This window comes from Prauserella cavernicola, assembly GCF_016595675.1.
Classification (GTDB): Bacteria; Actinomycetota; Actinomycetes; order Mycobacteriales; family Pseudonocardiaceae; genus Prauserella_A; species Prauserella_A cavernicola.
Map to the genome: position 1 here is coordinate 60,392 of NZ_JAENJH010000014.1, position 25,626 is coordinate 86,017.

The 25,626-nt window shown below is 69.0% G+C and carries 27 protein-coding genes; 18 read left to right on the plus strand and 9 right to left on the minus strand.

Features of this window, described 5'->3' with window-relative positions:
• The first annotated feature begins 5 nt into the window (after positions 1-5).
• The 4 genes from JHE00_RS33005 to JHE00_RS33020 all read left to right on the plus strand — a co-directional run bounded on the left by JHE00_RS33005 (position 6) and on the right by JHE00_RS33020 (position 3,234).
• On the plus strand, positions 6-959 hold the full coding sequence (locus JHE00_RS33005; RefSeq protein ID WP_200325866.1) for an aldo/keto reductase: 954 nt from the start codon (positions 6-8) through the stop codon (positions 957-959).
• 672 nt (positions 960-1,631) lie between these two features.
• Positions 1,632-1,988 (plus strand): ArsR/SmtB family transcription factor, encoded by a 357-nt coding sequence (locus JHE00_RS33010; RefSeq protein WP_200325868.1) that lies wholly within the window; start codon positions 1,632-1,634, stop codon positions 1,986-1,988.
• A 1-nt stretch (position 1,989) separates the two neighbouring features.
• The gene (locus tag JHE00_RS33015) at positions 1,990-2,634 is read left to right on the plus strand and encodes an SRPBCC domain-containing protein (RefSeq protein ID WP_230425443.1); all 645 of its coding nucleotides are present in this window, start codon (positions 1,990-1,992) and stop codon (positions 2,632-2,634) included.
• Positions 2,635-2,742: 108 nt separating this feature from the next.
• Entirely contained in the window at positions 2,743-3,234 is a 492-nt protein-coding gene (locus JHE00_RS33020; RefSeq protein WP_200325870.1) for an SRPBCC family protein, read from the plus strand.
• A 214-nt stretch (positions 3,235-3,448) separates the two neighbouring features.
• Here JHE00_RS33020 and JHE00_RS33025 read toward each other — a convergent pair whose 3' ends face one another.
• Positions 3,449-4,261: an alpha/beta hydrolase gene (locus JHE00_RS33025; protein ID WP_200325872.1), complete on the minus strand. Its 813-nt coding sequence runs from the start codon at positions 4,259-4,261 to the stop codon at positions 3,449-3,451.
• A 512-nt stretch (positions 4,262-4,773) separates the two neighbouring features.
• Between JHE00_RS33025 and JHE00_RS33030 the strand changes: the two genes are divergently transcribed.
• Positions 4,774-5,589: an IclR family transcriptional regulator gene (locus JHE00_RS33030; RefSeq protein WP_200325874.1), complete on the plus strand. Its 816-nt coding sequence runs from the start codon at positions 4,774-4,776 to the stop codon at positions 5,587-5,589.
• A 396-nt stretch (positions 5,590-5,985) separates the two neighbouring features.
• Here JHE00_RS33030 and JHE00_RS33035 read toward each other — a convergent pair whose 3' ends face one another.
• Positions 5,986-6,648: an SDR family NAD(P)-dependent oxidoreductase gene (locus JHE00_RS33035; protein ID WP_200325876.1), complete on the minus strand. Its 663-nt coding sequence runs from the start codon at positions 6,646-6,648 to the stop codon at positions 5,986-5,988.
• Positions 6,649-6,840: 192 nt separating this feature from the next.
• On the opposite strand from JHE00_RS33035, the gene JHE00_RS33040 reads away from it, so the two are divergent.
• The 13 genes from JHE00_RS33040 (at position 6,841) to JHE00_RS33100 (ending at position 20,878) form a co-directional block, all read left to right on the plus strand.
• Positions 6,841-7,563, plus strand: a complete 723-nt coding sequence (locus JHE00_RS33040; RefSeq protein WP_230425444.1) for an IclR family transcriptional regulator — start codon at positions 6,841-6,843, stop codon at positions 7,561-7,563.
• Between the two features lie 307 nt (positions 7,564-7,870).
• Complete coding sequence (locus tag JHE00_RS33045; RefSeq protein ID WP_230425445.1) at positions 7,871-8,707, plus strand: ABC transporter permease; 837 nt, start codon at positions 7,871-7,873, stop codon at positions 8,705-8,707.
• 21 nt (positions 8,708-8,728) lie between these two features.
• Entirely contained in the window at positions 8,729-9,763 is a 1,035-nt protein-coding gene (locus JHE00_RS33050; protein WP_200325880.1) for an ABC transporter substrate-binding protein, read from the plus strand.
• Positions 9,760-11,217 carry an FAD-dependent oxidoreductase gene (locus JHE00_RS33055; RefSeq protein ID WP_200325882.1) on the plus strand — a complete coding sequence of 486 codons (1,458 nt, stop codon included), beginning with the start codon at positions 9,760-9,762 and terminating at the stop codon, positions 11,215-11,217. The genes JHE00_RS33050 and JHE00_RS33055 overlap by 4 nt, the downstream gene beginning before the upstream one ends.
• Positions 11,217-11,987 carry a hypothetical protein gene (locus JHE00_RS33060; protein ID WP_200325884.1) on the plus strand — a complete coding sequence of 257 codons (771 nt, stop codon included), beginning with the start codon at positions 11,217-11,219 and terminating at the stop codon, positions 11,985-11,987. The genes JHE00_RS33055 and JHE00_RS33060 overlap by 1 nt, the downstream gene beginning before the upstream one ends.
• Positions 11,988-12,030: 43 nt before the next feature.
• Positions 12,031-12,879, plus strand: a complete 849-nt coding sequence (locus tag JHE00_RS33065) for an ABC transporter ATP-binding protein (RefSeq protein WP_200325886.1) — start codon at positions 12,031-12,033, stop codon at positions 12,877-12,879.
• Positions 12,876-14,246, plus strand: a complete 1,371-nt coding sequence (locus JHE00_RS33070) for an MmgE/PrpD family protein (protein ID WP_200325888.1) — start codon at positions 12,876-12,878, stop codon at positions 14,244-14,246. The genes JHE00_RS33065 and JHE00_RS33070 overlap by 4 nt, the downstream gene beginning before the upstream one ends.
• 3 nt (positions 14,247-14,249) lie before the next feature.
• The gene (locus JHE00_RS36000; RefSeq protein ID WP_200325890.1) at positions 14,250-14,822 is read left to right on the plus strand and encodes an ureidoglycolate lyase; all 573 of its coding nucleotides are present in this window, start codon (positions 14,250-14,252) and stop codon (positions 14,820-14,822) included.
• A complete protein-coding gene (locus JHE00_RS33080; RefSeq protein WP_200325892.1) occupies positions 14,819-17,197 on the plus strand; it encodes a xanthine dehydrogenase family protein molybdopterin-binding subunit in 2,379 nt (792 codons plus the stop codon). The genes JHE00_RS36000 and JHE00_RS33080 overlap by 4 nt, the downstream gene beginning before the upstream one ends.
• Positions 17,194-18,057, plus strand: a complete 864-nt coding sequence (locus JHE00_RS33085; RefSeq protein ID WP_200325894.1) for an FAD binding domain-containing protein — start codon at positions 17,194-17,196, stop codon at positions 18,055-18,057. The genes JHE00_RS33080 and JHE00_RS33085 overlap by 4 nt, the downstream gene beginning before the upstream one ends.
• Positions 18,058-18,060: 3 nt before the next feature.
• Positions 18,061-18,552: a (2Fe-2S)-binding protein gene (locus tag JHE00_RS33090; RefSeq protein WP_200325896.1), complete on the plus strand. Its 492-nt coding sequence runs from the start codon at positions 18,061-18,063 to the stop codon at positions 18,550-18,552.
• A complete protein-coding gene (locus tag JHE00_RS33095; protein ID WP_200325898.1) occupies positions 18,549-20,495 on the plus strand; it encodes an oxidoreductase in 1,947 nt (648 codons plus the stop codon). Before JHE00_RS33090 ends, JHE00_RS33095 begins: the two co-directional genes overlap by 4 nt.
• 26 nt (positions 20,496-20,521) lie before the next feature.
• A complete protein-coding gene (locus tag JHE00_RS33100) occupies positions 20,522-20,878 on the plus strand; it encodes a RedY/HapK family protein (protein ID WP_200325899.1) in 357 nt (118 codons plus the stop codon).
• Positions 20,879-21,388: 510 nt separating this feature from the next.
• Here JHE00_RS33100 and JHE00_RS33105 read toward each other — a convergent pair.
• The 7 genes from JHE00_RS33105 to JHE00_RS33135 form a co-directional block, all read right to left on the minus strand.
• The gene (locus tag JHE00_RS33105) at positions 21,389-22,009 is read right to left on the minus strand and encodes a PM0498 family protein (protein WP_307832217.1); all 621 of its coding nucleotides are present in this window, start codon (positions 22,007-22,009) and stop codon (positions 21,389-21,391) included.
• Positions 22,010-22,160: 151 nt separating this feature from the next.
• Positions 22,161-22,367, minus strand: coding sequence for an RNA-binding S4 domain-containing protein (locus JHE00_RS33110; RefSeq protein WP_200325901.1), 207 nt, complete (start codon positions 22,365-22,367; stop codon positions 22,161-22,163).
• Positions 22,368-22,518: 151 nt separating this feature from the next.
• A complete protein-coding gene (locus tag JHE00_RS33115; protein ID WP_200325903.1) occupies positions 22,519-22,767 on the minus strand; it encodes a hypothetical protein in 249 nt (82 codons plus the stop codon).
• Positions 22,768-22,806: 39 nt separating this feature from the next.
• A complete protein-coding gene (locus tag JHE00_RS33120; RefSeq protein WP_200325905.1) occupies positions 22,807-23,301 on the minus strand; it encodes an SRPBCC family protein in 495 nt (164 codons plus the stop codon).
• A gap of 115 nt (positions 23,302-23,416) precedes the next feature.
• A complete protein-coding gene (locus tag JHE00_RS33125; protein ID WP_200325907.1) occupies positions 23,417-24,640 on the minus strand; it encodes an RNA polymerase sigma factor in 1,224 nt (407 codons plus the stop codon).
• A complete protein-coding gene (locus JHE00_RS33130) occupies positions 24,631-24,966 on the minus strand; it encodes a YciI family protein (protein ID WP_200325909.1) in 336 nt (111 codons plus the stop codon). Before JHE00_RS33130 ends, JHE00_RS33125 begins: the two co-directional genes overlap by 10 nt.
• Before the next feature lie 431 nt (positions 24,967-25,397).
• The coding region (locus JHE00_RS33135; protein ID WP_200325911.1) for an integrase core domain-containing protein at positions 25,398-25,626 on the minus strand (229 nt) is incomplete at its 5' end.

Genomic DNA, 25,626 nt, shown 5'->3' on the forward strand with positions numbered 1-25,626 from the left:
CATTCATGACCTTCCTCGGCTCCACCCGACTCGACGCACTGCCGCTGGCGCTCGGTGGCAACACGTTCGGCTGGACCAGCGACGAACCGACCTCCTTCGCCGTGCTCGATGCCTTCCTCGACGCCGGCGGCACCCTGGTCGACACCGCCGACGGGTACTCCCACTGGGTGCCCGGCAACGAGGGTGGAGAGTCGGAGACCGTCATCGGCGCGTGGTTCAGTACCCGAGGGCGTCGCGACGACGTTCTGCTCGCGACCAAGGTGAGCAGCCACCCCGCCTACCGGGGGCTCTCCGCCGCGAACGTCGTCGCCGCCGCCGACGCGTCGCTGCGACGGCTGCGCACGGACCACATCGACCTCTACTACGCCCACTTCGACGACTCCGAGACTCCACTGGAGGAGACGGTCGCCGCCTTCGCCGCGCTCGTCGACCAGGGCAAGGTCCGCCAGGTCGGGCTCTCTAACTACTCCCCCGAGCGGATCGACAAGTGGATCTCCGTCGCGGGCGGGCTCGGCGTCGCCGCCCCGGTGGCCCTGCAACCGCACTACAACCTGTTGCACCGGGCGGAGTACGAGTCCGGCTACGCCCCGCTCGCCGAGAAGCACCAGCTTGCGGTGTTCCCCTACTTCGGGCTGGCCGCGGGGCTGCTCACCGGCAAGTACGCGGATCGCGACGCGATCGCGGACGCCGATCGCGAACGTCAGGTCACGCGCTACCTCCGGGCCGGCACCTTCGACGTCGTCGGCGAGCTGGTGGCGGTCGCCGAGCAGGTCGGCGCCGAGCCCGCCGCGGTCGCACTGGCCTGGCTGCGGTCCCGTCCCGGTGTCGCCGCCCCGCTGGCCAGCGCCCGCGTCGTGGAGCAACTCGGCGCCCTGCTCACCTCCGCGACCTTGAACCTGCCCGCAGAGGCACTCGAGCGGCTGGACCGCGCGAGCACGCCCGTGACCGAGACTCTCTGAGCCCGGAGAAGGTCTGGTCCGAGTCGGGTGCAGGCTCTCGATCGCGGCGAAGTCGTGCCCGGTAAGGACGAAGTCGACAACGTCGAAGTTCCTTCATCCGTTCCGGGTGGTTCGACTTCGGGAACACGACGTTGCCGAGCTGGAGGTGTCACCAGAGCACGAGCTACGCGGTGGACTTGCCGTGTCGATCGGCCAGTGTGGACAGTTCCAGCGGCCGAGGAGTCCTTTGACCTGAGCAATCGGGCTCCGCACCTGCGTCACGACGCCCTGGCGCTGGTGGTGTTCGCGCGGCTCGCGCTGGATCGGCGGCAGATGAGCACCGCAGACGTGGTCCGGTCGCCTGGCGGGGCCAACCTCGTACCCGCGGGTCGACGCCAGCGATGCGCGGCGGTGGCGACGCCCATCTCACGCGGCGCGCAGCGACCGGAAATGTGGCGTCGCAGTCATGCCGGTGGCACCTGCTGGCGACCCCTTGTTCACGCCTTCGACTCCTACGTGTGTCTCGACGATGACCGGCGCGAGCGCGGGAATCGGAATCCGCCCGGTGCGGATCCCACGCGAAACCAGGCCATGGCGCGTTCGATGATCCAGCGGGCCGACTTCCTCCCCTGCCAGGACGCCTGGCATACCAGTATTGACTTATATAAGTAGTGACGGGTACAATCCGTGTTCGTGCACGCGTTCGACATCCTCGGCGACCCTCGACGCCGGCGCATTCTGGAGCTGCTCGCCGACGGTGAGCAGACCTCTGGCGCGATCACGGACGTGATCCGGGCCGAATTCGGGCTCTCCCAGCCGGCCGTCTCACAGCATCTGCGCGTGCTGCGTGACAGCGGGTTCGCGTCGGTGCGGACTGAAGGCGCTCGCCGGTTCTACACCGTCGAACCCGAGCCGCTGACCGAGGTCGACGCATGGCTGGACCGGTTTCGCCGGTTCTGGGAACAACGCCTCGACGCCCTGGAAACCGAGCTGGCCAGGGGCAGGCGTGCAGCTCGGACCCAGGCCGATCCATCAGCTAAGGGAACATGACATGAAAGACGTATTGGATGAACTGGCCGCCGCGCGCCGGGCGATGGGCACAGGCAGTGTGCCCGCCGGAGACGCGTACACCATCGAGCTGCGGCGTCGATACGACGCGCAGATCGACGACGTCTGGGACGCCCTGACCAGCCCCGAGCGGCTGCATCGCTGGTTGAAACCGGTCACCGGGGACCTGCGGCTTGGCGGGAAGTTCGAGCTGGACGGTGGTGAGCACGGCGAGATCCTCCGGTGCGAGCCGCCGCGTCTACTGAAGGTGTCCTGGCTCTACGGGCCGGACGCCGACGCTTGGCCCGGCACGAGCGAGGTGGAAGTGCGCCTGGTCCCGGGCCCGACCGGCGACACCGAATTCGCGCTGATCCACGCAGCGATCGTCGATGAGCCCCTCTTCCCGACCTACGGCCCCGGTGCCGGCGGCGTTGGCTGGGACCTGGCTCTCCTCACCTTGGCCCAGCTGTTGGCCGGTGGCGAGACCGCCGACCACGAGGTGGTCGAGAAGTCGCCCGAAGGGCGCGAGTTCATCCGACGCAGCGCCGCGGCCTGGGGCGAGGCTCACCTGGCCGCCGGTGGCGAACCGGAGCACGTCGCGGCCGCGGTCGAGGCCACCACCAAGTTCTACGCACCTGACCCGACCTGACTTCCCCGATGCGCTGGGCTGACCGGCGTTCCTGGGGCCTGCTGTACCGCCGAGGAGCAAGCCGATCAGCACAACAGCATCTTCCCCTGCACAGAAGGAATTAGCGCCATGAAGTACACCAACTCGATCGAGATCGCCCTGCCGCGAGAGAAGGTGGCGCAGCTGCTCGCCGACCCGGCACACCTACCGATGTGGCTGCGAGGGATGGTGCTGCACGAGCCCGTGAATGGGAAACACGGGCAGGTCGGCACCAAGTCGCGGGTCGTGTTGCAGTCGGGGAAGCGGAAGATCGAGTGCACCGAAACGATCACGCGCCGGGATCCGGCAGACCTGCACGGAATCCCCAAAGAGATCGTCGTTCACTTCGACAGAGAGACTGTCGGCGCGGGCATGTCGAGCGTCGTGCGGGATCGGCTGACCGAAGCCAGTCCAGAGACGACGCTCTGGGAGAGCGAGAGCGAATTTCAGTTCAGTGGTCTGCTGATGCGGCTGATGGGCCGTCTCATGCCCAGCGCCTTCCACAAGCAGTCGCAACAGCACATGCAGGATTTCAAGGCGTTCGCCGAACAGGGGAAGGATGTCCGCGAAGGAAAAGGCTGACCTGCCGCGACTCTGATTCCCGCTGTGGAATGGCGCTACGTCGTTTTAGCCGGGCGGGGACAGCGATGGCGGCTTCTCGGCGATCGAGGACGATGCCGCTCAACCAGCAGTCGAATCCTCTGATGCTGGCGCCGCCGACGGTGGATGTGTGTCGCGGTCGCCGATCGCCACCGAGCGGCCGGCGAGACCCGTTGGCGCGTCCCGCCGGAGCTCGTCACGCCGTCGTGGGAGGAGGGGCACGGTGTGCCCGCCGGGATCGCGCCCAGTCGCGGACGGGGCTCAGGTCGATCGCCTCGACCTCCGGGAACTCGCCGAGTTGCCGCTGGGGGAAGCTGTTGTCGGCTCCCCTCAGGATCGAGTCGAAATGCCCTCGGACAAAGGAGTTCAGCAGGTCGACCGTGCGTTGCGGATCCGCTTTTCCGCCTCCTGGCAGGACTCCGGCGCGTTCCTCGGCCGGAATCAGCAGGAAGTCGGCCAGTTCCAGGTGGGTGAGGTCTTGGACCCAGAGGCGGTGCACGTCGCGTCTGGTACCGGCGGTGTGCAGCGGTTCGAAGAAGAACTCGTTGGCGTCGATGGTGGTGACGTCCGGGATGCCCATGGCCCGCAGCTGGCCGCGCAGGTCGCTGGCCAGCTGTAGCAACGGCACCCGGATGTCGACGTCGAGCAGGTCGGAGAGGAACTGCCCGCCATCGAGGTTCACCACCGCCCGCACCCGGCGGTCCTGCTGTGCGGTGGAAGCAGCGGCAGCGGCGCCGAACGACATGCCGAGCACGCCGAGCGACGAGGTGCCGCTCGCCGTGGCGACGTCCGCGGCGGCGCCGAGGACGGATCCGGCCTCGATCGCGTCGATCACCGCGCGGAGGTCGTCGACCCAGCGCTGGGACCACGGTCCCATGGCGTGGTCGTCCAGGAAGGCCGAAGTCAGCTCGAAGCGCGTCGCGATGTCGCCCGTGAGCTTGTCCCGATATCCGGGCTCGGCGACGAGACCGGCGAACTTCTGGAGGAAGTGAGCGTCGTATTTGACCAAGTCACCGTCCGGATACCGTGGCTGGCGAGGTGTTCCATCAGCGGCGTGTTCTGCCCCACCCAGCACCAGGAACCTCACAACGCCGATTCCAACGGCTTCCTGAGCCACATGCGTGTCATGCCTGCCGACAAGACCGTGCAGGTATCGACGTGCTCGCCGCACCTCGACGAGAACGAGACTGGCACCGACAACAAGTTCACGATCGAGAACTTCGAGTTCCTGCCCGCCGCCCGCTGACAACGGCGACGGAGGAGGTGCGGGACGGCGGACGGGGCTCACCGCGCGCCTGCCTGAGCCCGGCGTTCGGCCAGACCCGGTCACAGGATACGAACCGGCCGCGACCGGAACGGTTGCCCGGTCAGCACGGTTTCCGGTAGACAGTTGACCCTCAGGCGCAGACGCCCGAAGCGGGGCTCGGGACCCATGCGAACAGCAGAGACGTTCGAGGCCCGCACTGCCGGGCACGACCGACGCGATCCGGTTCTCCGCCGCGAACTCCGAGGGGCACAGCGATGACCAGCCAGTACATCACGGGCCAGGACGGCGGCACCGGCACGGAGGCCGCGGGGCGGGTGGCCGACGTGCTGCTGCAATTCGCCGGCGGCCCCGCACAGCTCGGAGTGAGCGAGATCAGCAGGAATCTCGGGCTGTCCAAGGCGGTCGTCTACCGCATCCTGCAGTCCCTCGTGTCCCGTCACATGCTCACGGCCGGGACGCGGACCGGCGGCTACCGGCTCGGCCCCGCGGCCGTGGCGATCGGCGCGACCGCGCTCTCGCGGTTCGATGCCAGGGCCGCCGCACGGCCGGTGCTGCGCAGACTCCGCGACGAGACCGGCGAAACGACGACGCTGTCCAGTCTGGTCGGCGACCAGCGGGTGTACGTCGAGCAGTTCGAGAGCCCGCGCGAGATCAAGATGACCGTCGAGATCGGCAGGCGGTTTCCGTTGCATGCGGGCGCATCCGGCAAGGTGATCCTCGCGCACCTGTCCGCCGAAGCCCGCGAGGCGGTACTCGCGGGCCCGCTGCCCTCGCTCACCGAACGCACGGTCCACACCGAGGGGCAGCTCCGCCAGGAACTCGCCGACATCGCCGCCGCCGGTGTCGCCGTGACCGTCGGCGAACGCCAGTCGGGTTCGGGATCGGTGGCCGCGCCGCTGTTCGGGCCGGACGAGAGCGTGTGCGGCGCGATCAGCGTATGCGGACCGGATTACCGCTTCACCGACGCCGAATGCGGCCGGTACCAGGAGCTCGTCACGACGGCCGCCGACGAGATCAGCCGCAGCGAGAGCTGGCTCGGCGAAACCCACGCCGCCCGCCGGAAGGGCTGAGCTCGGCCCGCCCCGCGTCACGTTCCGCATGCGGGAACATTGACTCCGTGGAACGTTCCCGAACGAGCGCACCGTTCAGCGCCGCAATGTGCTGCAACATCTTGACTTGGGAGTCACTCCGATGCGAACGTGTCGCAAACGTCAACTTGATACACAGGGATGTTCCGGTAACAGAAACACGGGCCGCTGGATCCGCGAATCGTGAACGGCACGAAAGGCAGGTACCACCCCATGCCTCCCGCCTCGTCGATGACGCCCGTGCGCCCGAACCACGCTTCCGCCCCGGACATCCGGCTCCCGCTGACCACCGTGCGGTGCGCCTCCCGGCCTTCGCGCGCCGTCCGCGCGACGTCCTCCCCTGCACCGGCCCGCAGTCCGGACGCCGAGAACGGGCCGTCAGCCCATCCACAGCCCGCCGTTGACGTCGATGACCGCACCCGTGACGGAGGCGGCAGCGGGCGAGCAAAGCCATCCCACCGTGCCCGCTATCTCGTCGGCCGTCGTGATTCTGCCCAGTGGTATGGAATCCCGCAGAGTGGTGATGTCCTCCGTGGACAGTCGGTCCAGCATCGGTGTCCGCACCGGACCCGGAGCGATCGCATTGACCCGGACATCGCGGGCAGCCTGGTCCTTGGCGAGGTGGCGCGTGAGACCGACGATACCCGCCTTCGCCGTCGCGTAGGCGGGGCCGGACAACCGGTTCCCACCGTGGCGCCCGTTCACCGAGCCGAACAGCACCATCGATCCGCCCTCGGCGAGCAGTGGCACCGACACCTGCGCCACGACCAGCGCCGACACCAGGTTGTCCTCGAACACCCGCCGCCACTGGGACGGTGTCCCCTCATCGATTCCGCCACTGCCCACCGACCCGGCGGCGTGGACGACGCAGCGCAGGCCGGTCACGTCGCCGAGGGCGTCGCGTACGGAGTCCGGATCGCAGGCGTCGTGCCCCCGGGCACGATCAATGACCACCACGTGCTCGCCTCGAGCACGGAACCACTCCGCGCAAGCCCGTCCGATTCCGCCGTCGCCGCCGACGACCAGCGTCACATCTTCCATGACCGTTTTCTAGCACGCCCGGCCGACACGGCCACTGTGAACCGGTGGCGGAACCGGCCCGGTTTCCCCGTGCTGACAACCGGACTGGGCTGAGACGTGTCTGCTACGGACGGTCACCCGGCCTCCATCGCGGCACCCGTCGAACCGGACGAGGCGCGTGATTCCCATGCCGGCAAGGGCCTCCAGCGTGCAATGCGGATCATCTTCGCCGTGGCCCACTCCGGCCAGCGCGACGTCGGGGTCACCGAGTTGGCCCGTTCGCTCGGGCTGGGCAAGGCGGTCGTGCACCGGGTCGTGCGCACACTGACGGAATCGGGATTCTTCGAGTACGACCCGGCCACCAGGCGATACCGCCTGGGACCGGGAGCGCTGAGCATCGGACTCGCCGCGACAGCGCGCCTGGACGTGGCCGATCCGGCGCGTCCGTATCTCGAGGAGATGGTGGCCGACACCGGGGAGACCGCCGCGCTCTCGATGCGCTGCGGCGATCAGCGCATGTACGTGTCCCAGGTGCTCTCGCCGAGCGAGTTCCGCATGTCCGTCCCGATCGGCGGGATGTTTCCGTTACATGTCGGCGCATCGTCGAAGGCGATCCTCGCCGCGCTGCCGGACGCCGAGATCGAGGCTTACTACGACCGGCAGTTCGACGGCTTCGTCACCATCATGAGCAAGGCCGGCCTGCTCGCCGAGATGCGGCGGACACGGCGTCGCGGCTACCTGGCCACGAAGGGCGAACGCCAGCTGGACGCCGGTTCCGTCGCCGCTCCGGTCTTCGACGGCACCGGCCGGGTCTTCGGCTGCATGTCCATCTGCATCCCACTCGCCCGCATGCGCGACGACCTCATCGAGCGGTACGGCCAGCTGGTCGGCCACGCCACCCGGGAACTCTCCACCCGGCTCGGGCACCACGCCTGACAGCGCGATACCGCTCCCCCGCCGACCTATGCCCGCGTATCGGGTCCTGAGTGGATTATCTCCTGTGGACATTCGCGCGGGACGGCGACTTCGCGGGGTCCCCGAATATCACGCACCGTAGCTCCGTTCCGCACAGCGATACATGAATGTTTCGGATGTGCAAACGTTCCGGGATCCCTATTCGTTTCTTGCGCATTGACCCTTACGGTCTCCTTGCACCTGTCGTCCACTGAGGATGAGTCCACCTGGGACCAACGTTCCGCCGAGCGGTACAAGGATTCCCGTGCTTCGTCCCACGGAGGTATGCATGACCGCTACGAGGCCGTTGACCGACGAGACGACCAGTCCGGTCACACCGCGGCGCGGATCCGGTTCCAGGATCCTCTGGATCACGACACCCCTGATCCTCATCGCCTTCCTCGGGCTGTGGAAGCTCTACACCGTCGTCTCCGGAGTCGGTGAACTGATCCTGCCGCCGCCGGAGAAGGTCGGCATCGCGCTCGTGCAGCTGCTCGGCGACGCGAGTGTCTGGCAGGCCACGTACGTCACGCTGTACGAGACGGTGGTCGGCTTCGCACTGGCGGCCGTCGTCGGCATCGCACTGGGGATCGTCCTCGGCCGTGCGAGGACCCTGGAACGGATTCTCTCGCCGTTCCTGGTCGCGACCCAGGTCGTGCCGAAGGTCGCGATCGTGCCGCTGTTGCTGCTGTGGTTCGGATTCGGCCTGGCCTCGAAGATCTTCATGGCCGCGATCATCGCCTTCTTCGTGATGATGCAGAACACCATCCTGGGCATCCGCTCGATCGACCAGGGTCATCGAGACCTGATGCGCGTCATCCGCGCACCGTGGTGGAAGCGCGTGATCTCCCTGGACATCCCGTCCTCACTGCCCTATGTGCTCACCGGTGTCGAGCTGGGCATCGTGTTCGCGATCACCGGCGCGATCGTCGGCGAGTACCTCGGCGGTGACCAGGGGCTCGGCGCCATGGCAACGGTGATGCTGTCGGCCTTGCGCACGGACCAGCTCTTCGCCGTGGTCATCATCATGACGCTGCTCGGATTCCTGCTCTACGCGATCGTCGCGGGCGTTCGCCGCTACGCCATTCCGTGGCACGAGTCCTCGGGCCGCGCCACCGCGCTCTGAATCCTTCCGGGAGTGGAAACAATGGATCGTCGTACATTTCTGACCAGGACCGGGCTCTTCGCGGTCACCACGATGGCGGGCGGGCAGTTCCTGATGAGCTGTGCACCCGGAAGTTCCCAGAGCGAGAGTGCCGACGGCCTGCAGGAGCTCGTGTTCGTCACGCCCTTCCAGCACATCCTCACTTACTCCGACGTCTACGTCGCGATCCAGGAGGGGTACTTCGAGGCCGAGGGCCTCCGGGTGGAGCCGGTGGGCGGGACCGGAACCGCCAGCTCGGCATCGCAGATCCTCGCCGGGCAGGGCACGTTCGGCAAGGCGGCCGCAGTCGTCACCTGCCCCATGATCGCCGACCAGGGCGCCGACATCATCACCGTCGCCGTCGGCGACCAGGTGAGCCAGTACAGCGTGGCCTCCTCGCCGGACAACCCGCTGACGCACCCGAACCAGTGGCAGGGCAAGACCATCGGTGTCATCTCGAAGGGCGGCGCGACCGAGCTGCTGCTCGACGCGATGTCCGTGGCGGTCGGTCTCGACCCCGGCAAGGTCAGCAAGGTCGTCACGGGCAGCGACGTCAGCTCACTGGAGTTCCTCGAACGCGGAGAGGTCGACGGGTTCATCACGTTCATCGGCTCCGAGACCGCGTTGCGGAAGATGGGCAAGGAGCTGCATTACCTCAACACCGACGAGTTCGCGAAGATGCCCGGGGATTCGTACTTCGTGAAGAGGTCCGACCTCGACGAGCAGGGCGACGCGATCGCCGGGTTCCTCCGTGCCTCGCGCAAGGGCTTCGAGTTCGTCGCGGACCCGGAGAACGAGGACAAGGTCATCTCGGCGATGGCCGCGTACAACAAGACCGAGGTCAGTGACACCGAGCTCGCGAAGATGAAGATCGAGGGATTCGCGAAGCTGTCCACCCCGAAATCCGGTGACTTCCTCGACATCGACATGGCGGCGTGGGAATCGGCGATCGAGCTGATGCGGAAGTCGGGAATCATCGAGGACACCGAACGACCGCTGAGCGACTTCGTCACCACCTCCGTCCTGGAGCGGCTGTGACCGGGCGGACAGACGGCCATCCGGCGCCCGACGTCGTCATCGTCGGCGCCGGCACGGCGGGACTGCCCGCTGCCATCGAGGCGGCGGAGCACGGACTGCGGGTCACGGTGGTGGAGCAGGCCGACCAGGTCGGCGGCACCCTGTGGCGTTCGTGGGCCCAGCTTTCCGCCGGTGGCACCGAGTTGCAGCGCCGCAAGGGAATCCTCGACAGTCCCCGCCTGCACTTCGAGGACGCGATGCGGATCAGCAAGCAGACCGCGGACCCCGAGCTGGTCCGGCTGGCGGTCGAGCATGCGCCCGCGACGGTCGACTGGCTGATGAACGCCCGGTTCGACATACACCCCGACGCGCCGGCGATTCTGCACTTCCACGAGCCGTACTCGATCCCCCGCACCTACTGGGGTCGGAACGCGGGCCGGTCGGTGCTGGAGGTGCTGCTGCCGAGGTTCGAGCGGGCGTGCGCCGACGGTGCGATCGATCTGCGCCTGCACACCACGATGACCGCCCTGCGCAAGGACGGCGCGCAGCGGATCGCCGGTGTGACGCTGCGGACGCCCGACGGCACGACGACCGATCTCGACGCCGCCGCGGTGATCCTGACGACCGGAGGTTACTCCGGCAACGCCGAGCTCTTCCCCGCCCTCACCCGGGGTGCGCCACTGGTCGGACCGGGCTCACCGACGTCCACCGGCCGGGGCATCCTCGCCGCGACCGACGTGGGTGCGCAGGTCCGGGGACAGGACCTGTTCCTGCCCACCTACGGCGGCGTGCTGCTGGCCGACAGCACGCACGAGACCGAGGGACTCGACGACTACCCGTCGCTGACCCCGCAGCAACGGCCGCCGTGGGAGATCCACGTGAACCGGCACGGCACGCGGTTCGTGGCCGAGGACTCCCACAGCGTCGACGTCCGGGAGACCGCGCTGCTCGAACAGCCGCGGCTGGAGTTCTGGATCATCTACGACGAGGCGATCCGCCGCGCCGCGCCGCCGTTGCTGCCCACGTGGTCGGATCTCGACCTCGAGGCGGCGTTCGACCGGCATCCGTCGTTCGCGCGGGCCGGTGACGTCGGCGCTCTGGCCGCGGCGGCCGGTATCGACGCCAACGGACTGCGCGCGACCGTCGCGGCGTACAACGATGCCGTCGAGTCCGGTGGCGACGAGTTCGGCCGCAGGCACTTCCCCGCCCCGATCGGCACGCCACCGTTCTACGCCGTCCGCAACCACGGCACGACGCTGAAGAGCCCCGCGGGGCTCGCCGTCGACCACTCCCTGCGGGTGCTCGGGTCGGACGGCGCATTCGCGAACCTGTACGCGGCGGGTGAGGCCATCGGCGGCAGCTCGATGTCCGGCAAGTCCTTCGTCAGCGGTATGAGCGTGACGCCGGCGCTCAGCTTCGGGCGCATGCTCGGCCGCAAGCTGGCGGGAGAACCACACGACCCCGGGAGTATGTGATGTGGCAGAGAACGGACGTGGACTTCATCCACACCCAGGAGGTTCCGTGGGATCCGATTCCGGAGGGCATGTTCGGCGCACTCGGCGGAGGACGCAAACAAGTCCTCAGCCGGGACGAATCCGACGGTGCCGAGACGGCGATCATCCGGGTCCGGGACAGGCAGTCCGGGATTCTCGCATCCGATGTGGACCTCTACGTCCACGCGGGCGAGGGAACCATCGGCGGGCAGGAGCTGCTCACCGGTGACTTCGTCCACGTGCCCGCGGGAACCGGAATCGACATCCGGCCGTCCGTGCGCGGCCTGGCCCTCTACTGTGGATTCTGGGGCCCTTCGGCGCTCACCGCGGGTTCCGGGGACGGCGCGGGGCTGCGGCATCTGCGGCCGGAGACCATGGAATGGGAGCCCGCGGGCTGGAGCGGTGACGTTGCCCTGCATCCGGGCGCGATGGTCAAGCGCCTGCGGCAGGGCGACGGCGTGAACATCTATCTCGCCGCGATGATGCCGGGCTGGCACTGCGAGGAGGAAGAGTCGCATCCGGTCTACGAGGAGTCGTTCAAGATCCACGGGGACGTGTTGATGGGCTCGCGGGGTGTGATCCGGGAGGGCGGTTACTTCTTCCGTTCACCCGACGTGTTCCACGGGCCGCTGTACAGCCGGTCGGGAACCATGTCACTGATCCGGTCCGACGGCCCGACCACGACGACGTATCGCGAACCGCCCGCGGGCGGCACCTGGCACGAACTCGCCAGAAACGCCTACTCCCGGTGACGTCCGCGGCGAGCCGAAACCAGGATCGAGACTTGGAGCAACCATGAGCGCTACGGACATCCCCTCCGGCACAGCCGCCGACACCGCGGCCGCGCGCGACACCGGCGGTGCGGCGATCTCCGTACAGGGCGTGGCGAAGACGTACGCGTCCGGAGCGGGGCCGGTGCAGGCCCTGCTGCCGACCGACCTGGAAGTCAAACCCGGCGAGTTCATCGTCCTGTTGGGACCGTCGGGGTGCGGCAAGACCACCCTGCTGCGGATGCTGGCCGGTCTGCACGCGCCGACCGAGGGCACGATCACCATCGGGGACCGGCCGCTGTTCACCAGCGGTGACACCGAGCCGAAACGCGACGCACTGGGTTCACTCGGCTTCGTCTTCCAGCAGGCCAACCTGATGCCCTGGCGGAAGGTGTGGGCGAACATCGCGCTGCCGCTCGAGGTACTCCGGGTGCCGAAGCACGAACGGAGGAAGCGGGCCGCCGACATGGCACAGATGGTCGGCCTCGGCGACTTCCTGGGCCACTACCCGAAACAGCTCTCCGGCGGTATGCAACAGCGCGTCGCGATCGCCCGCGCCCTGATCCACGATCCGTCGATTCTGCTGATGGACGAACCGTTCGGTGCGCTCGACGCGATGACGCGCGACCAGATGAACGTGCAGTTGCAGGATCTGTGGCTGGAGACCGCCAAGACGATCGTGCTGGTGACCCACTCGATCTCGGAAGCGGTGTTCCTCGCGGACCGGATCGTTCTGCTGTCCCAGCGTCCCGGCCGGATCCAAGACGTGATCGAGGTCGACTTCCCCCGTCCACGGCCGTTGAGCGTGGCCAACGAGCCGCGTTTCGGGGAGATCGTCGGCTCCCTGCGCGGTGCGCTGGGCGGGCACGCGTGACGACCGCGCAGGCCATGGCCCGGTTCGCCGCGACCGTCGACGTCGACGCCGTGCCCGCCGAGGTCGCGAGCACGGCCCGCAGGCTGCTGCTCGACCACCTCGGCACGGTGCTGGGCGGCATGGCGGTACCGGAGGCCAGGTCCGTCGTCGAGCTCGTCCGCGCCCGCGGCGGCCGGCCTGCCGCGACCGTGCTCGGCGGCGGTTTCGCGGCACCGGAACCGGATGCGGCGTTCTGCAACGGCGCCGCCGCCGACGTCCTTGAGCACCAGGACGGCTACCGCTTCGGCGGATTCCATCCGTCCCACACGCTGCCCGCTCTCGTGGCCGTCGCCGAAAGCCGCGACCGTACGGTGCGCGAACTGCTCACGGCGGCGGTCGTCGCCTACGAGATCGCCAATCGGATCGGCCGCGCGCTGCATCCACAGGCGACCCAGCGGGGCTGGTTCCCGACGGCTGCCGCGTTCGGTGCCGCGGCCGGATGCGCCAGGCTGCTCCGCCTTCCGCCCGAACGGATCGAGGACGCGCTCGGTGCCACCGCCTTTTTCGTGCCCGCCGTCCTGATCGAATCCATCTTCGCGGGCCCGACGAGCAAACCGGCCTTCGCGGGACAGCTGGCGCGCGCGGGTGTGGAGGGTGCGCTGCATGCGGAGGCCGGACTCACCGGCTGGAGAGAGGCGGTGGACGGCCCACGCGGGCTGGTCTCGCTGCTCGGCGGGGACCGCGGCGGCCTCGCCGCCGACACGCTCGGCAGCGAGTGGACCGTGCTGGACGTCCATCAGAAGCTGTTCGCCGGATGCCGGCACACCCACGGTGCGGCACAGGCCTGCGCCGAGCTCGCCCGGGAGCACGACCTGAGTCCGGACCAGGTCGACGACATCGACGTGGAGACCTACGGCGTGGCGATGCAGCTCGTCGACCGGCCCGTCCACCCGGGAATGACGACGATCGGGTGCACGCTGAGCCTGCCCTACGTCGCGGCGGCAGCGGTGGTGCACCGCGGGATGAGCGGTGCACAGTACTCCCCCGAGACCGTCACCGATCCCGGAGTGCACCGCCTCGCGGACACGGTGCGGATGCGAACGAGCGACGAGCTCGACGCCCGGTACCCGGAGCACACCGCGACCCGCGTGACGCTCGGCACCCGCGATGGTGCGCGGTACACGCGCCTGGTCACCGTGCCCGCGGGTGACTGCCGGTCGCCCCTGAGCGACGAGGAGCTGGTCGCGAAGTTCCTCGGCTACACGGCCCCGTCGCACGGCGAGGACGCCGGACGCGCGATCGCCGCGGCGGTGCTGGACCCGGCGGCCGCCGGCTCGGTCCGCGACCTCGTCGACCGGCTCGCCACCGACCCGCAACCCAGGAGGTAACCCGTGCCCCAGGACACCGTGCACACGATCGTCCCCCGACCCGTGACCGCGGAAGGGTTCGCACCGTTCGGCGACGTGATCTCCGCCGACGAGACCCCTCGGCTGCCGATCAACCTCTACGGCGGGAAGAACGCCGTGCTCGGTCCCGTCGTGCTGCAGTCGGACGAGACCCCCGAGTTCATCTACTTCCGCGTCGGGTACCGCGGCGGCGACATCCGTTACCTGGAACGGCACACCGGCATGACGCAGACCTTCATCCCGCTCGGCGGCGTTCCGTACGTGATCGTAGTCGCGGCGCCGGACGCGCCGCTGGAGAGCGGTTTCCCCGCTTTCGACAGCGTGCACGCGTTCCACGTGCCCGGCGACGTGGTGCTCAACATCCATCGAGGCACCTGGCACGAGCCGCCGTTCCCGACCCGGGACGGGCAGAAGTTCCTGCTCACCAGCCAGCCCGAGGTGACCAAGGGCCTGCAGGCGAGCGTGGACGAGAACGGCGAGGTCCACCTGTTCGACGTCGACAAGCGCAATCCGGTGTTTCGCACCGAGCGCAGACTGCACGTGGAGATGCCGGCATGACGGCGTCCACGCCCGCTGCCGGGATCGGCGCCTCCACCCGCAGACGGGACGGCGCCGCGCTGCTCACCGGCCGGGCCCGCTACGTCGACGACTACCGCCCGCACGGCCTGCACTACGCGGCCGTCGTACGCAGTACCGTCGCGCACGGCCGGATCCGCTCGGTCGACGTCTCCGGCGCCGAGACCGCCCCCGGTGTCGTGCTCGTGCTGACCGGTGAGCAGGCCGCCCGGCACGCGGGGCCGATCCCGTACTTCATCAGCCCCGCGACCCGCGGCGGCCGGGAGGTCGACATCCGCTGTCTGGAGCCGGAACTGGTCACCTACGTCGGCCAGCCGGTCGCCGCCGTGGTCGCGCGCAGCCGTGTCGAGGCGCAGTCGGCCGCCGCGGCGGTGCGGGTGGAGTACGACTCGCTGCCGCACGTTCTCGACGCGGACACGGCTCTGCTCCCTGACTCTCCGCGGGTGTATCCGGACTGGCAGGACAACGTCGTCTTCGCCAAGACCTACGGGGCTGGCGATGCCGAGGAGGCATTGCACGGTGCCGACGTCGTCGTGAGCGGCGAGTTCCGCATCGCCCGCTCCACGACCGCGCCGGTGGAACCCCGCGGGTACGTGGCGTCCTGGGACGCCACGGACGAGGCGCTCACCGTGCACGGCTCCTGCCAGAACCCGCACCAGCTGCGGTACATGCTCTCGGCCAGCCTCGGGCTGGCAGAGAGCGCGATCAGGGTCGTCACGGCGAAGATCGGCGGCAGTTTCGGCCTGAAGATGCAGGGGCTGCCGGAGGAAACCCTGGTGTGCCTGCTCAGCATGCTCAGCAGGCGGCCGGTGAAGTGGATCGAGGACCGGCGGGAATCGCTCATGTCGGGCGCCAGGGAGCAGATCCACCGCATCCGCGTGGGCGCGAAGGCCGACGGCACGATCACCGGACTGGTCAACCGCATCGTCGCCGACGCCGGAGCCATGACCGCGCAAGCGGGCTGGGCCATGTGCAACATGTCGGCCAGTACGTTCCCGTCCGGATACCGCGTCCCCGACTGCCGCGTCGAGCTCCGCCTCGTCGCCACCAACAAGCCGCCGCTCAGTGCCGCGCGCGGGTTCGGCAAGGACGCGGCGCACTTCGTCATGGAACGCGCGGTCGACCTCGTCGCGCGCCGGCTCGCGCTCGACCCGGGTGAGGTCCGGAGGCGGAACTTCATCCGCGCGGGCGAGTTCCCCTACCGCACCGCCACCGGACTCAACATCGACAGCGGCGACTTCGCCGGACTGCTGGACAAGGCGCAGGCCGCCATCGACTATCCCGCTGTGCGCGAGCTCCAGCGGCGCCGCCGCGAGCAGGGCCGCCCGCTGGGCGTCGGGATCGCGTTCGAACTCACGCCCGAGTCCTCGGACAGCCCCGGAACGTTCGTCTCCGGCTTCGACACGACGACCGTGCGGATGAGCCTCACGGGCCGGGTGACCGTGCTGACCGGGGTGACCTCACCCGGGGGCGGCAACGACACCGGTATCGCCCAGATCGTCGGCGCCGAACTGGGCGTTCCGGTGGAGTGGATCGACGTGGTGCAGGGCGACACGGACCGCTGTCCCACCGGTTTCGGCAACTTCAGCGGGCGCAGCATGGTGGTCGGCGGGGGTTCCGCGGCACTGGCCGCGCGCGACGTGCGCGCGACCCTGCGGACGGTCGGCGCCCGCCTGCTCGAACGGGACCCGGAGGCCTGCGAGGTGGTCGACGGAACGGTGCGCTCGGTGTCCGAACCGGACTGTGCGGTCCCGGTGCCCGAGGTCGCGCACGCCGTGCTGACCCGCGCCTTCGCCGCGGCGGCCGAGGTCGAGCCGGTGCTGGAGTCGACGCGCGCCTACAAGCCGGGCAACATCGACCACCGTCCCGACGAGCTCGGCCGGATCCAGCCGTACCCCACCTACTCGAGCTGTCTGCACATCGCCGTCGTCGAGGTGGACGCCGAGACGGGCAAGGTCGACGTCGTCGACTACGCGATGGCGCACGACTGCGGCACGATGATCAATCCGGACCTGGTCGAGGGGCAGGCATGGGGCGCCATCACGATGGGGATCGGCAGTGCCCTGACCGAACAGCTCGTCTTCGACGCCGGCGGCAGGCTCGTCTCCGACCGGTTCAAATCCTATCTGCTGCCCCGCGCCGGAGACGTCCCCGAGTTCCGGCTCGAACACCAGGTGACGCCCAGTCCCTTCACGATGCACGGCAACAAGGGCGCGGGCGAGGCCGGTGTCGGCGGGGCACAGGCCGCGGTCGCGAACGCCGTGGAGGATGCGCTGGCGCCGGTGGGCGCGTGCGTCCGGTCGCTCCCGCTGACCCCTCCGGTCGTACTCGACCTCATCGAGGAGGCCACGCGATGAAGACGCCGTCCGCGACCCGCACGACCTTCGACTACCGCGCGCCCGAGGACCTGGACGGCCTCGCCGACGCGCTCGGGACCGCCCGGGGAGCGGTCAGTGTGCTCGGCGGCGGCACCATGCTGGTGCCGGACATCTCGCACGGCACCGCGCAGCCGGACACGGTGGTCGACCTGGCCCGCACCGGACTCTCGGGGCTGCGCCGGGCCGACGGGGAGGTCGTCGTCGGAGCGATGACGACCTACCGCGACCTGCTCACCACGGCCCCTGCGCCCGTGCCGTTGCTGCGGCGGCTGGCCGCCGGGGTGACCGGCGGACCTCAGATCCGCAATCGCGGGACGGTCGGCGGTTCGGCGGCGTTCGCCAACCCCTCGTCCGACGTTCCGGCCGCGCTGCTCGCACTGCGCGCGCGGATGCGCCTGCTCTCGCCCGACGGCGTCCGCGAGGTGCCCGCGTCCGACTTCTACACGGGTCCTTTCGCGACGGTGCGACGCGACGACGAAGCCCTGATCGAGATCACGCTCCCGGACCCCGGGGCCGCGTCTTTCGGCTACGTGAAGTTCAAGCTCTCCGTGGGCAGCTGGCCCATCGTCACGGCGACCGCGGTCGCCGAGTCCGGAGGTGGGCTCCGCGTGGCGGTCGGCGGTGCCGGGCGCGTGCCCGTCGCCGTGATGCTCACCGAACCCGCCGACCCCGCGGACCCGGAATGGCTGGCCCACATCCGCGAACGCGTCGAGTCCGAACTGGACTCGGTCGGGACCTGGACCGACGAGCTGGCGGAGGGCACCTACCGCAGGCGCATCGCGGGCACGATCGCCGCACGGTCGGTCGCGGCGCTGCGCGGAGACGACGAGAGGCGGTAGGCGATGCAACCGATCCGACTGACGGTCAACGGCGACAAGCACGAGGTGACCGTCGACCCCCGGGACCTGCTCGTCTACGTCATCCGCGAACGCATCGGCCTGACCGGCACCAATGTCGGCTGTCTCACCGGGGACTGCGGCGCGTGCACGGTGACCCTCGACGGGCGGACGGCGAAATCCTGCTCGGTGCTCGCGGTCACCGCCGACGGCTCGGAGATCCGCACCATCGAAGGACTCGCGTCGCCCGCTGGGCTCGACCCCGTCCAGGAGGCGTTCTGGAAGGAGAACGGGTTCCAGTGCGGCTATTGCCTTCCGGGCATGCTGCTGGCCACCCGTGAACTGCTCGACGAGGACCCCGACCCCGCCGAGGAGGACATCACGCGAACGATCGACGGCAACCTCTGCCGCTGCACCGGCTACACGACGATCCTGCGTGCGGTGCGCACGGCCGCCCGGCGCGCCCAGCACCGCGACGAACGGCCCGAGCGCCCATGACCGGCACCGCCTACCCGCACGTCTTCCGGCCCACCGAGATCGGCGGGGTGCCCCTGCGCAACCGGGTGTTCGTCTCGGCGCACACGACGAACTTCGGTGAGCATTTCCTGCCCACCGAACGACATGTCGCCTATCACGCCGAGCGGGCGCGAGGCGGAGTCGGTCTGATCGTCACCGAACCGCTGCGGGTGCACCGGACGAGTCTCGGCAGGGCGGGCGGTCTGGGCACCTCACGCGACAGCCTGCCGATGCTGGAACGGCTCGTCACCGCGGTGCGCGACGCCGGATCGGCGATCTTCACCCAGCTCACGCACGCGGGCAGGCACAGCGAGAACGTCTTCGAGCGCACCGCGTCGTGGGGACCGACGAACCGGAGGTTCCACGCCGCCGGCGCCGTTCCGCACGCCGTGAACCGGCGGGAGATGTCCGAGGTCCGGAACGCCTATGTGGACGGTGCACGACTGGCGGCCGACGCCGGCTTCCAGGGGATCGAGATCCACTTCGGACACGGACACCTGCTGCACCAGTTCATCTCCCCGCTGTCGAACGACCGCTGCGACGCCTACGGCGGCAGCGAGGAGAATCGGCTGCGCTTCCCGCTCGAGGTGCTGGACTCGGTGCTCGACGCGGTGGGCGACCGCGTCGCCGTCGGAGTGCGGATGAGCGCCGACGAGCTCGTCGAGGGCGGTCAGGATCTCGCGGCGGGCACGAGGCTCGCGCGACTGCTCGACACGACGCGGCCGATCGCCTTCCTGAACGTGTCCGTCGCGTCCTACACCGTGCCCTCGATCGGCCACCACGTGGCGGACATGAACGAGGGGCATGCGCCCTACCTGCCGCTGGCCTACGCCATCGCCGACGCGTGCGACTCGGTCCCGGTGCTCACCGCGTGCCGGTTCGTGGACCTGGCCGACGCCGACCACGCACTGGCCGACGGGCGGCTCACCGCCATCGCCATGACCCGTGCCCATCTGGCGGACCCGCACCTGGTGCGGAAGGCGCTGGCGGGCAGGGAGCACGACATCCGCCCGTGCGTCGCGCACAACTTCTGCATCGGCGAGGTGGCGGGGCACCGGGCGATCACGTGCATGATGAACCCGACGGTCGGGAGGGAGGCGGAGTGGCCGGTGGAGCCGCCCGCGGCCGAGGTGCCCCGACGTGTCGTGGTCGTCGGCGCCGGGCCCGCCGGACTCGAGGCCGCACGGGTGGCGGCCGAGCGCGGTCACGACGTGCAGCTGTGGGAGCGGTCGGGCGAGCTCGGCGGCCGGCTCGGTACCGCACGCCGCGGCAGCGGGCGCGGAGAGCTCGACCGCCTGCGGCGCTACGCCGAGCACCGGCTCACCGAACTCGGCGTGGACGTGCGCACCGGCCGGGTGGTGGGTGCGGCCACCGTGCTGGCCGAGCGGCCGGACGCGGTCGTCGTCGCCACCGGGGCGCTCGATCGCCCGTCCGCCGTCGCGGGCTGGGGCCGCACGCTCACCGCCGCCGAGGCGCTCGACGGCCGGACCTGGACCGGCCGCACGCTGGTGGTCCTCGACGACGACGGGAGCTGGACGGCGGCCTCGGTCGCCGAGACCGCCGCGCGGGGCGGCGCCGAGGTCCACGTGGTCGCCGCCGCGGGAACCCCGCTGTGGGACATCGGGTGGTACAGCCGGATGACGATCGTGGAACGGCTGCGATCGCTCGGCGTCCGGTTGTGGACGTCGGCGACGGCCGGTTTCGCCCACGGCGGTGCGACCGTCACGTCCGGGCTGACCGGCCAGGCGACCACAGTGGACGGAGTCACGGACGTCGTCGCGCTCGCCATCCCCGAGACCGAGCACGTACTGGCCGAACACCTCGACGGCACGGTCCCCACCGTCCACGTCATCGGCGACGCGGTCGCGCCACGTTCGCTGCTCGAAGCCATGTTCGAAGGCCACGCAATCGGCCGCGCACTGTAGGAACCCAACCCCGACCGCAGGAGGTCATGATGGCTCGCAAGCTCGCCCTGATCACGTACAACGTCAAGCCCGGCGTCCCGCTGGAGGAGTACGCGGAGTACACCCGCACCGTCGACTATCCGATCTTCCGGCAGAATCCCGGAATCCAGAACTACGCCAACTACGTCGTCAAGCGCAACGCCCGCGGCGAGGAGTGGTTCAAACACTTCGATCTCGTGTTCGTCGACGATCTCGACGCCTTTCACGCCGACGGCGCGCTCCACTTCGGCGACCCAACGATCCTCGAGCACGCGGCCGGGTGGCGGGAGAAGTGGGGCAGTGACCCGGAGACCGGGTGGCGTTCGGCTGTCAACATCACGTTGGCCGAGGAGATCTGGGGCTGAGCACGCGCCGACGGTGGGGACGGCAGCGTTTCCGATGCTCCGTCCCCAACCGGCGGCCCCAGAGCCGCAGCCGCCTATCCCCATTTTGCGGGTTTCGGTGGGCAACACTCGTGGGGAAGCGCTCAACCCGCGTCGACCTTTCACCACCATGCCGCTCTTCGTCTGTAGCCGCGACGGAGGCCGGGCTCGTGGCCGACGGCAGCGCACGGGCGAATACAAGATCCGGCCGATCCAGGTGGCTGTACGCCGCCTGCTCGGAGCGGGCAAGAAAGACGACGGGCGTCCTGGCGGGTCAAGGCGGGACGGACGGTTCAGCAGGCCATCGGTATCAGCCGCGACGAGATCCACCGTGCTAAGGACTTGTCAGTGGCCTACTCCCACCATCAGCACCCGCTGCTGGTGGCCGGGGCCGGACTCGCGATGATTACGTTCGTTACCTGCGAACTGTCGGTCTCGGCAAGCCCCCGAAGAGCGCCTGTATCGGATGTCATCTACAGCGCGCCGCGGCCGTCACCACGGTGTCCCGCCCAGGCTGGCAGGCCCGCTGTCCACAACGATCAGCTTTTCCCTCGAGTTGACGTCCAGGTCAGCGCCGAGCCACGACTCGCCTGCCCGAGCGCGATGGAACCGGAATGTCCCGTTCGTGCTGTTGGTGGCCACGATGCACCGCACCGCCATCGACATCTCCCCGGCCAGCCGGGCGACCTCCAGCGCGAACCCCAGGCCGTGCCGCAACAACACGACCTGGTTCTCCTCGTCGATCACGGGCTCCCCATCGTCCAGGGAACCGATCTCCACGGGAACCAAGTCGTCCAGATGGAGGCTGCTCACGAAGCATTCCCACCCGGTCAGATCCCCCTGACTGCCCGGCGGCTCACCCGCCCAGCCCGAGTAAGCACCGAACACCAGGACATCGCGACGGCAAGCGAGTCCATCGGCCAGGATCTCCCGCAGTCCGGGAGCCAACTTCGCAGGCGGCTCAGCGTCCCGCAGCCCCGCATGCCCCAGCGCCCTGACCGCCACCTCGTTCATCCGCACGTTCAACACGGCGCCAAGCGTGCCACCGACCGTCCGGCTAACGCGCGCCAGTACTTGGGCTGCGGTGATCGTTACAGGGTAGGACGTGGGCACGAACGGCAACCTTCATGAAGATCGAAGCCCAGCTGATCACTACATCGTGGATTCTTTCGCATCGAGGATGACACCAATCCATGACCGTTCCCCCATCGATCCGCCTCTGCTCCGGAAGGTCGTCGAGGAGCTGGATCATGAACTTGTCGAGTCACCCGACGCGAAGCTCGGTGTCGTCTACGGTGACGATGTCGCCGCGCACAAGCTGCGTTCCCCGGCGGTCCTCGGCCCCGCCATTGACCCGGACGCGACCGTCTCCCAACAGTGACCGGACATCGGAACCGACGTCGACAACGCCGGCGAGCTTCAAGAACTGACCGAGTCGGATGGAGTCAGTACTGACAGCAACGTCTCGCATCCCGTCATCATCTCGCGTACCCCCGGGCAAGCCCCCACCAGGCCCGGTTACCGAGTTCCAGAACCATCCGTCCGCGTGATCCTGCGGCCTGCGATCTCATTACGTGCATGCTGGCGGTCACCGTCTGCCGCGGTCGCGCACGGCCTGATGTTCACCACACCATCGCCGACAACGACCGGAGCAGCGCCTCGAGCGCCCACAACACCAGCGCGCGGCAGGTGACACCGCCGTTGCCGGGGACGTAGTCGCACGAGACCACGGTGAACCGCGCGAGCCCCTTACCGCGGCGCAGGTGCAGCCCCTCGGCGAGGATGTGCGGTGACGCCAGGTGTTCCCGCACGCGCTCCGGTTCGGACGGCGCGTGGACGCGCGTCGCTTTCCGGCGCGCGACGGTGTTCACGAGATTCCTGGTTGGGCTTTCCCGTCGACCTGCGGCGGATCAGCGGTGGTAGCTCGGCATGGGCTGGCCGACGCCGGTGGTGATCAGCTGAGGCAGGCTCTTGGAGATATAGAAAGTCCAGCCGGCCGAGCACGCTTCGAAACAGGCGGATTCGGCCGAGGTGAGACCCTCATGTGTGAAATGCACCCTCGTGCCCTGATCCGTGACACCGATGTCGAAGACGACGGTGGTGCCAGTCCACTCGTCGGGGTCGTCGACGAAGGTCAGCAGGGAGTCCACGCAGTGCCAGACCATCCGACTGCCTGGCACGACCTCGGTGAGCTGAAACCGGGCGAAACGGATGCCAGTCTTGGCTCGGGCGGTCTCGCCGGCGTATTCGAAGTCGTCGGTGAATACGAACTCATCGTGCAGTGCGGTCGAATGGCCGATGAGGTTCTCGCTCCACCACCCACGCACGTTGGTGATGGCCTCGAAGACCTCCTCCGGCGTCCGGTCGACGGTCATGGTGGCGGTCAGGTACTCGGTGTTCGACATGGGTTCTCACTTCTCTCCGTTTGGCGGCTTTGCCCACCGACGAAGGAGAACGCCCAGGATCGACATCGGCGCCGAAGAAACTGGAGAAAATCTACGACAGACGTGAAGACGCTGGTCAGAGGCTACAAAGACGTGCCTTCAGGTAACGACGCTCGGGGTCGGTCGGCGCCAGTTCCAGCGCTTCCTCGTAGGCCGTGGCTGCCTCGGTGAGGCGGCCTTCCCTGCGCAGAAGGTCGGCCCGGGTGGCGGGCAGGAGGTAGTAGCCGTCGAGTCGGCCGGACTCGGCGAGCTCGTCGACGAGCGCGAGCCCCACGGAGATGCCCTCGGCCATCGCTATCGCCACGGCGCGACTGAGGTCCACGACGGGAGACGGCGCCAGCCGCGCGAGCTCGGCGTAAAGTGCCGCGATCTGGGGCCAGTCGGTAGCATCCGCGTCCGGAGCGGTGGCGTGACAGGCGGCTATCGCAGCCTGCACCTGGTACGGCCCGAAGCGCCGCATGGCCAGCGCTTCGTCGAGTGTCGCGACACCTTCGGCGATCAGCGCGTGATCCCACCGGGACCGGTCCTGGTCTTCCAGCGTGACCAGGACGCCGTCGACGGTGCGACTCGCGCGACGGGCTTCCAGCAGCAACATCAACGCCAGTAGGCCGCGCACCTCGGGCTCGCCGGGCATCAGCCGGGCGAGCGTCCGTGCGAGGTGAATCCCCTCGGCGGCCAGCGCCCTTCGCCCGTCCTGCTCGTCGTAGCCCTCGTTGAAGATCAGGTACAGCACCGCGAGGACAGCGGTCAGCCGCCGCGGCAGGAGCTCCGCAGGTGGGACCCGATACGGGATCCCTGCCTCGACGATCTTGCGCTTGGCACGCACCAGGCGTTGCGCCATCGTCGGCTCGGCGGTCAGGAACGCCTTGGCGATCTCACCCGTGCTCAATCCCGCCAGCGTGCGCAACGTGAGGGCGACGCGGGCCTGGAACGGCAGCGCGGGATGACAGCACGTGAAGATCAGCCGCAGCCGCTCGTCCGGAATCTCCTCCGACTCGGGCTCGTTCGGCACCCGCTCCAGCACAGCGAGCTGCCGCACCTTCGCCGCGCCCGTCGTGTCCCGCCGCAGCTGGTCGATCGCCCGGTGACGAGCCGCGGTCGTGAGCCACGCACCTGGACGGGACGGAACTCCGTCGCGCGTCCACGTCGCCAACGCGGCGGCGAACGCCTCCTGCGCGCAGTCCTCAGCCACGTCCCAGTTCCCGGTCAGCCCGATCAGCGTGGCGACCACCTGGCCCCACTCGTCCCGGTACGCCGCGTCGACCGCGGCACGAACCGTCTCCGGCGCGGTCACTCCCATACCGGGCGGACCTCGATACAACCCCGGCTCGCGTAGGGGTGTAACGCCGCGAGCGCGAGCGCGTCGTCGAGATCAGCACACTCGACAATGTCGATACCGCCGACGAAGTCCTTCGTCTCCGCGAACGGGCCGTCGGACACCATCGTCTCGCCGTCCCGGACGCGGACTGTCGTCGCGGCCGCCACCGGCCGCAGCCGCGCGCCGCCGAAGCTGCCTCCCCGCCGGTCCACCTCCGTGTCGTACGCCTGGAACGCCGGGTCCGTCCTTATCTCCTCCATGGACGGCGACGTCGTCTCGTCGTCGCAGATCAGGAACACATACTTCATGGACTCCCATGATGCCCGAACCGTCGCGGGACGGGCAGGGCCGAGGTAGGCCGGCGAGTGCGACGAGGGCAGTGCCGTCGCAGCCCGCAACGAAGTCCCGAATCTCTTAGCGCAACTTCTGCAACTCGTCATGCTCAGCCGCCGGGCGGCCTCGCACGCTGCTCATCGCCGGACTGCAAGCCGCTGCCGGGGATCGCCCTCGCCGCAGCATATGAGGACTCAAACTCATCCAGCCGTTCCAAGACCAGACGAACAGCCTTCTCACGGACCTCGGGCGGATAACGCTTCGACATGATGACGACCATCTTCCCTCAAGACGGGAAGCCCCAAAAACCCAACCTGTGACAGTTGCGAGATTCAGTGTTGGGGATCACGAAGATCCCACCCGGTAAACCGCCGATTGGGGCTGCTGAAGGAAACTGTGACAGTGGTTAGGCGGCCTGCTGGGCCGGCGTGGTCATGATGGTTTCGTGTTCGATGGGGGTCAAGCGTCCGAGCCTGTTCTGGCGGCGTCGACGGTGGTAGGTGCGTTCGATCCAGGTCACGATCGCGATCCGGAGTTCTTCGCGGGTGTCCCAGCGGCGGCGGTCAAGCACATTGCGTTGCAGGAGGCTGAAGAAGCTCTCCATGGCGGCGTTGTCACCGGCCGCGCCGACCTGG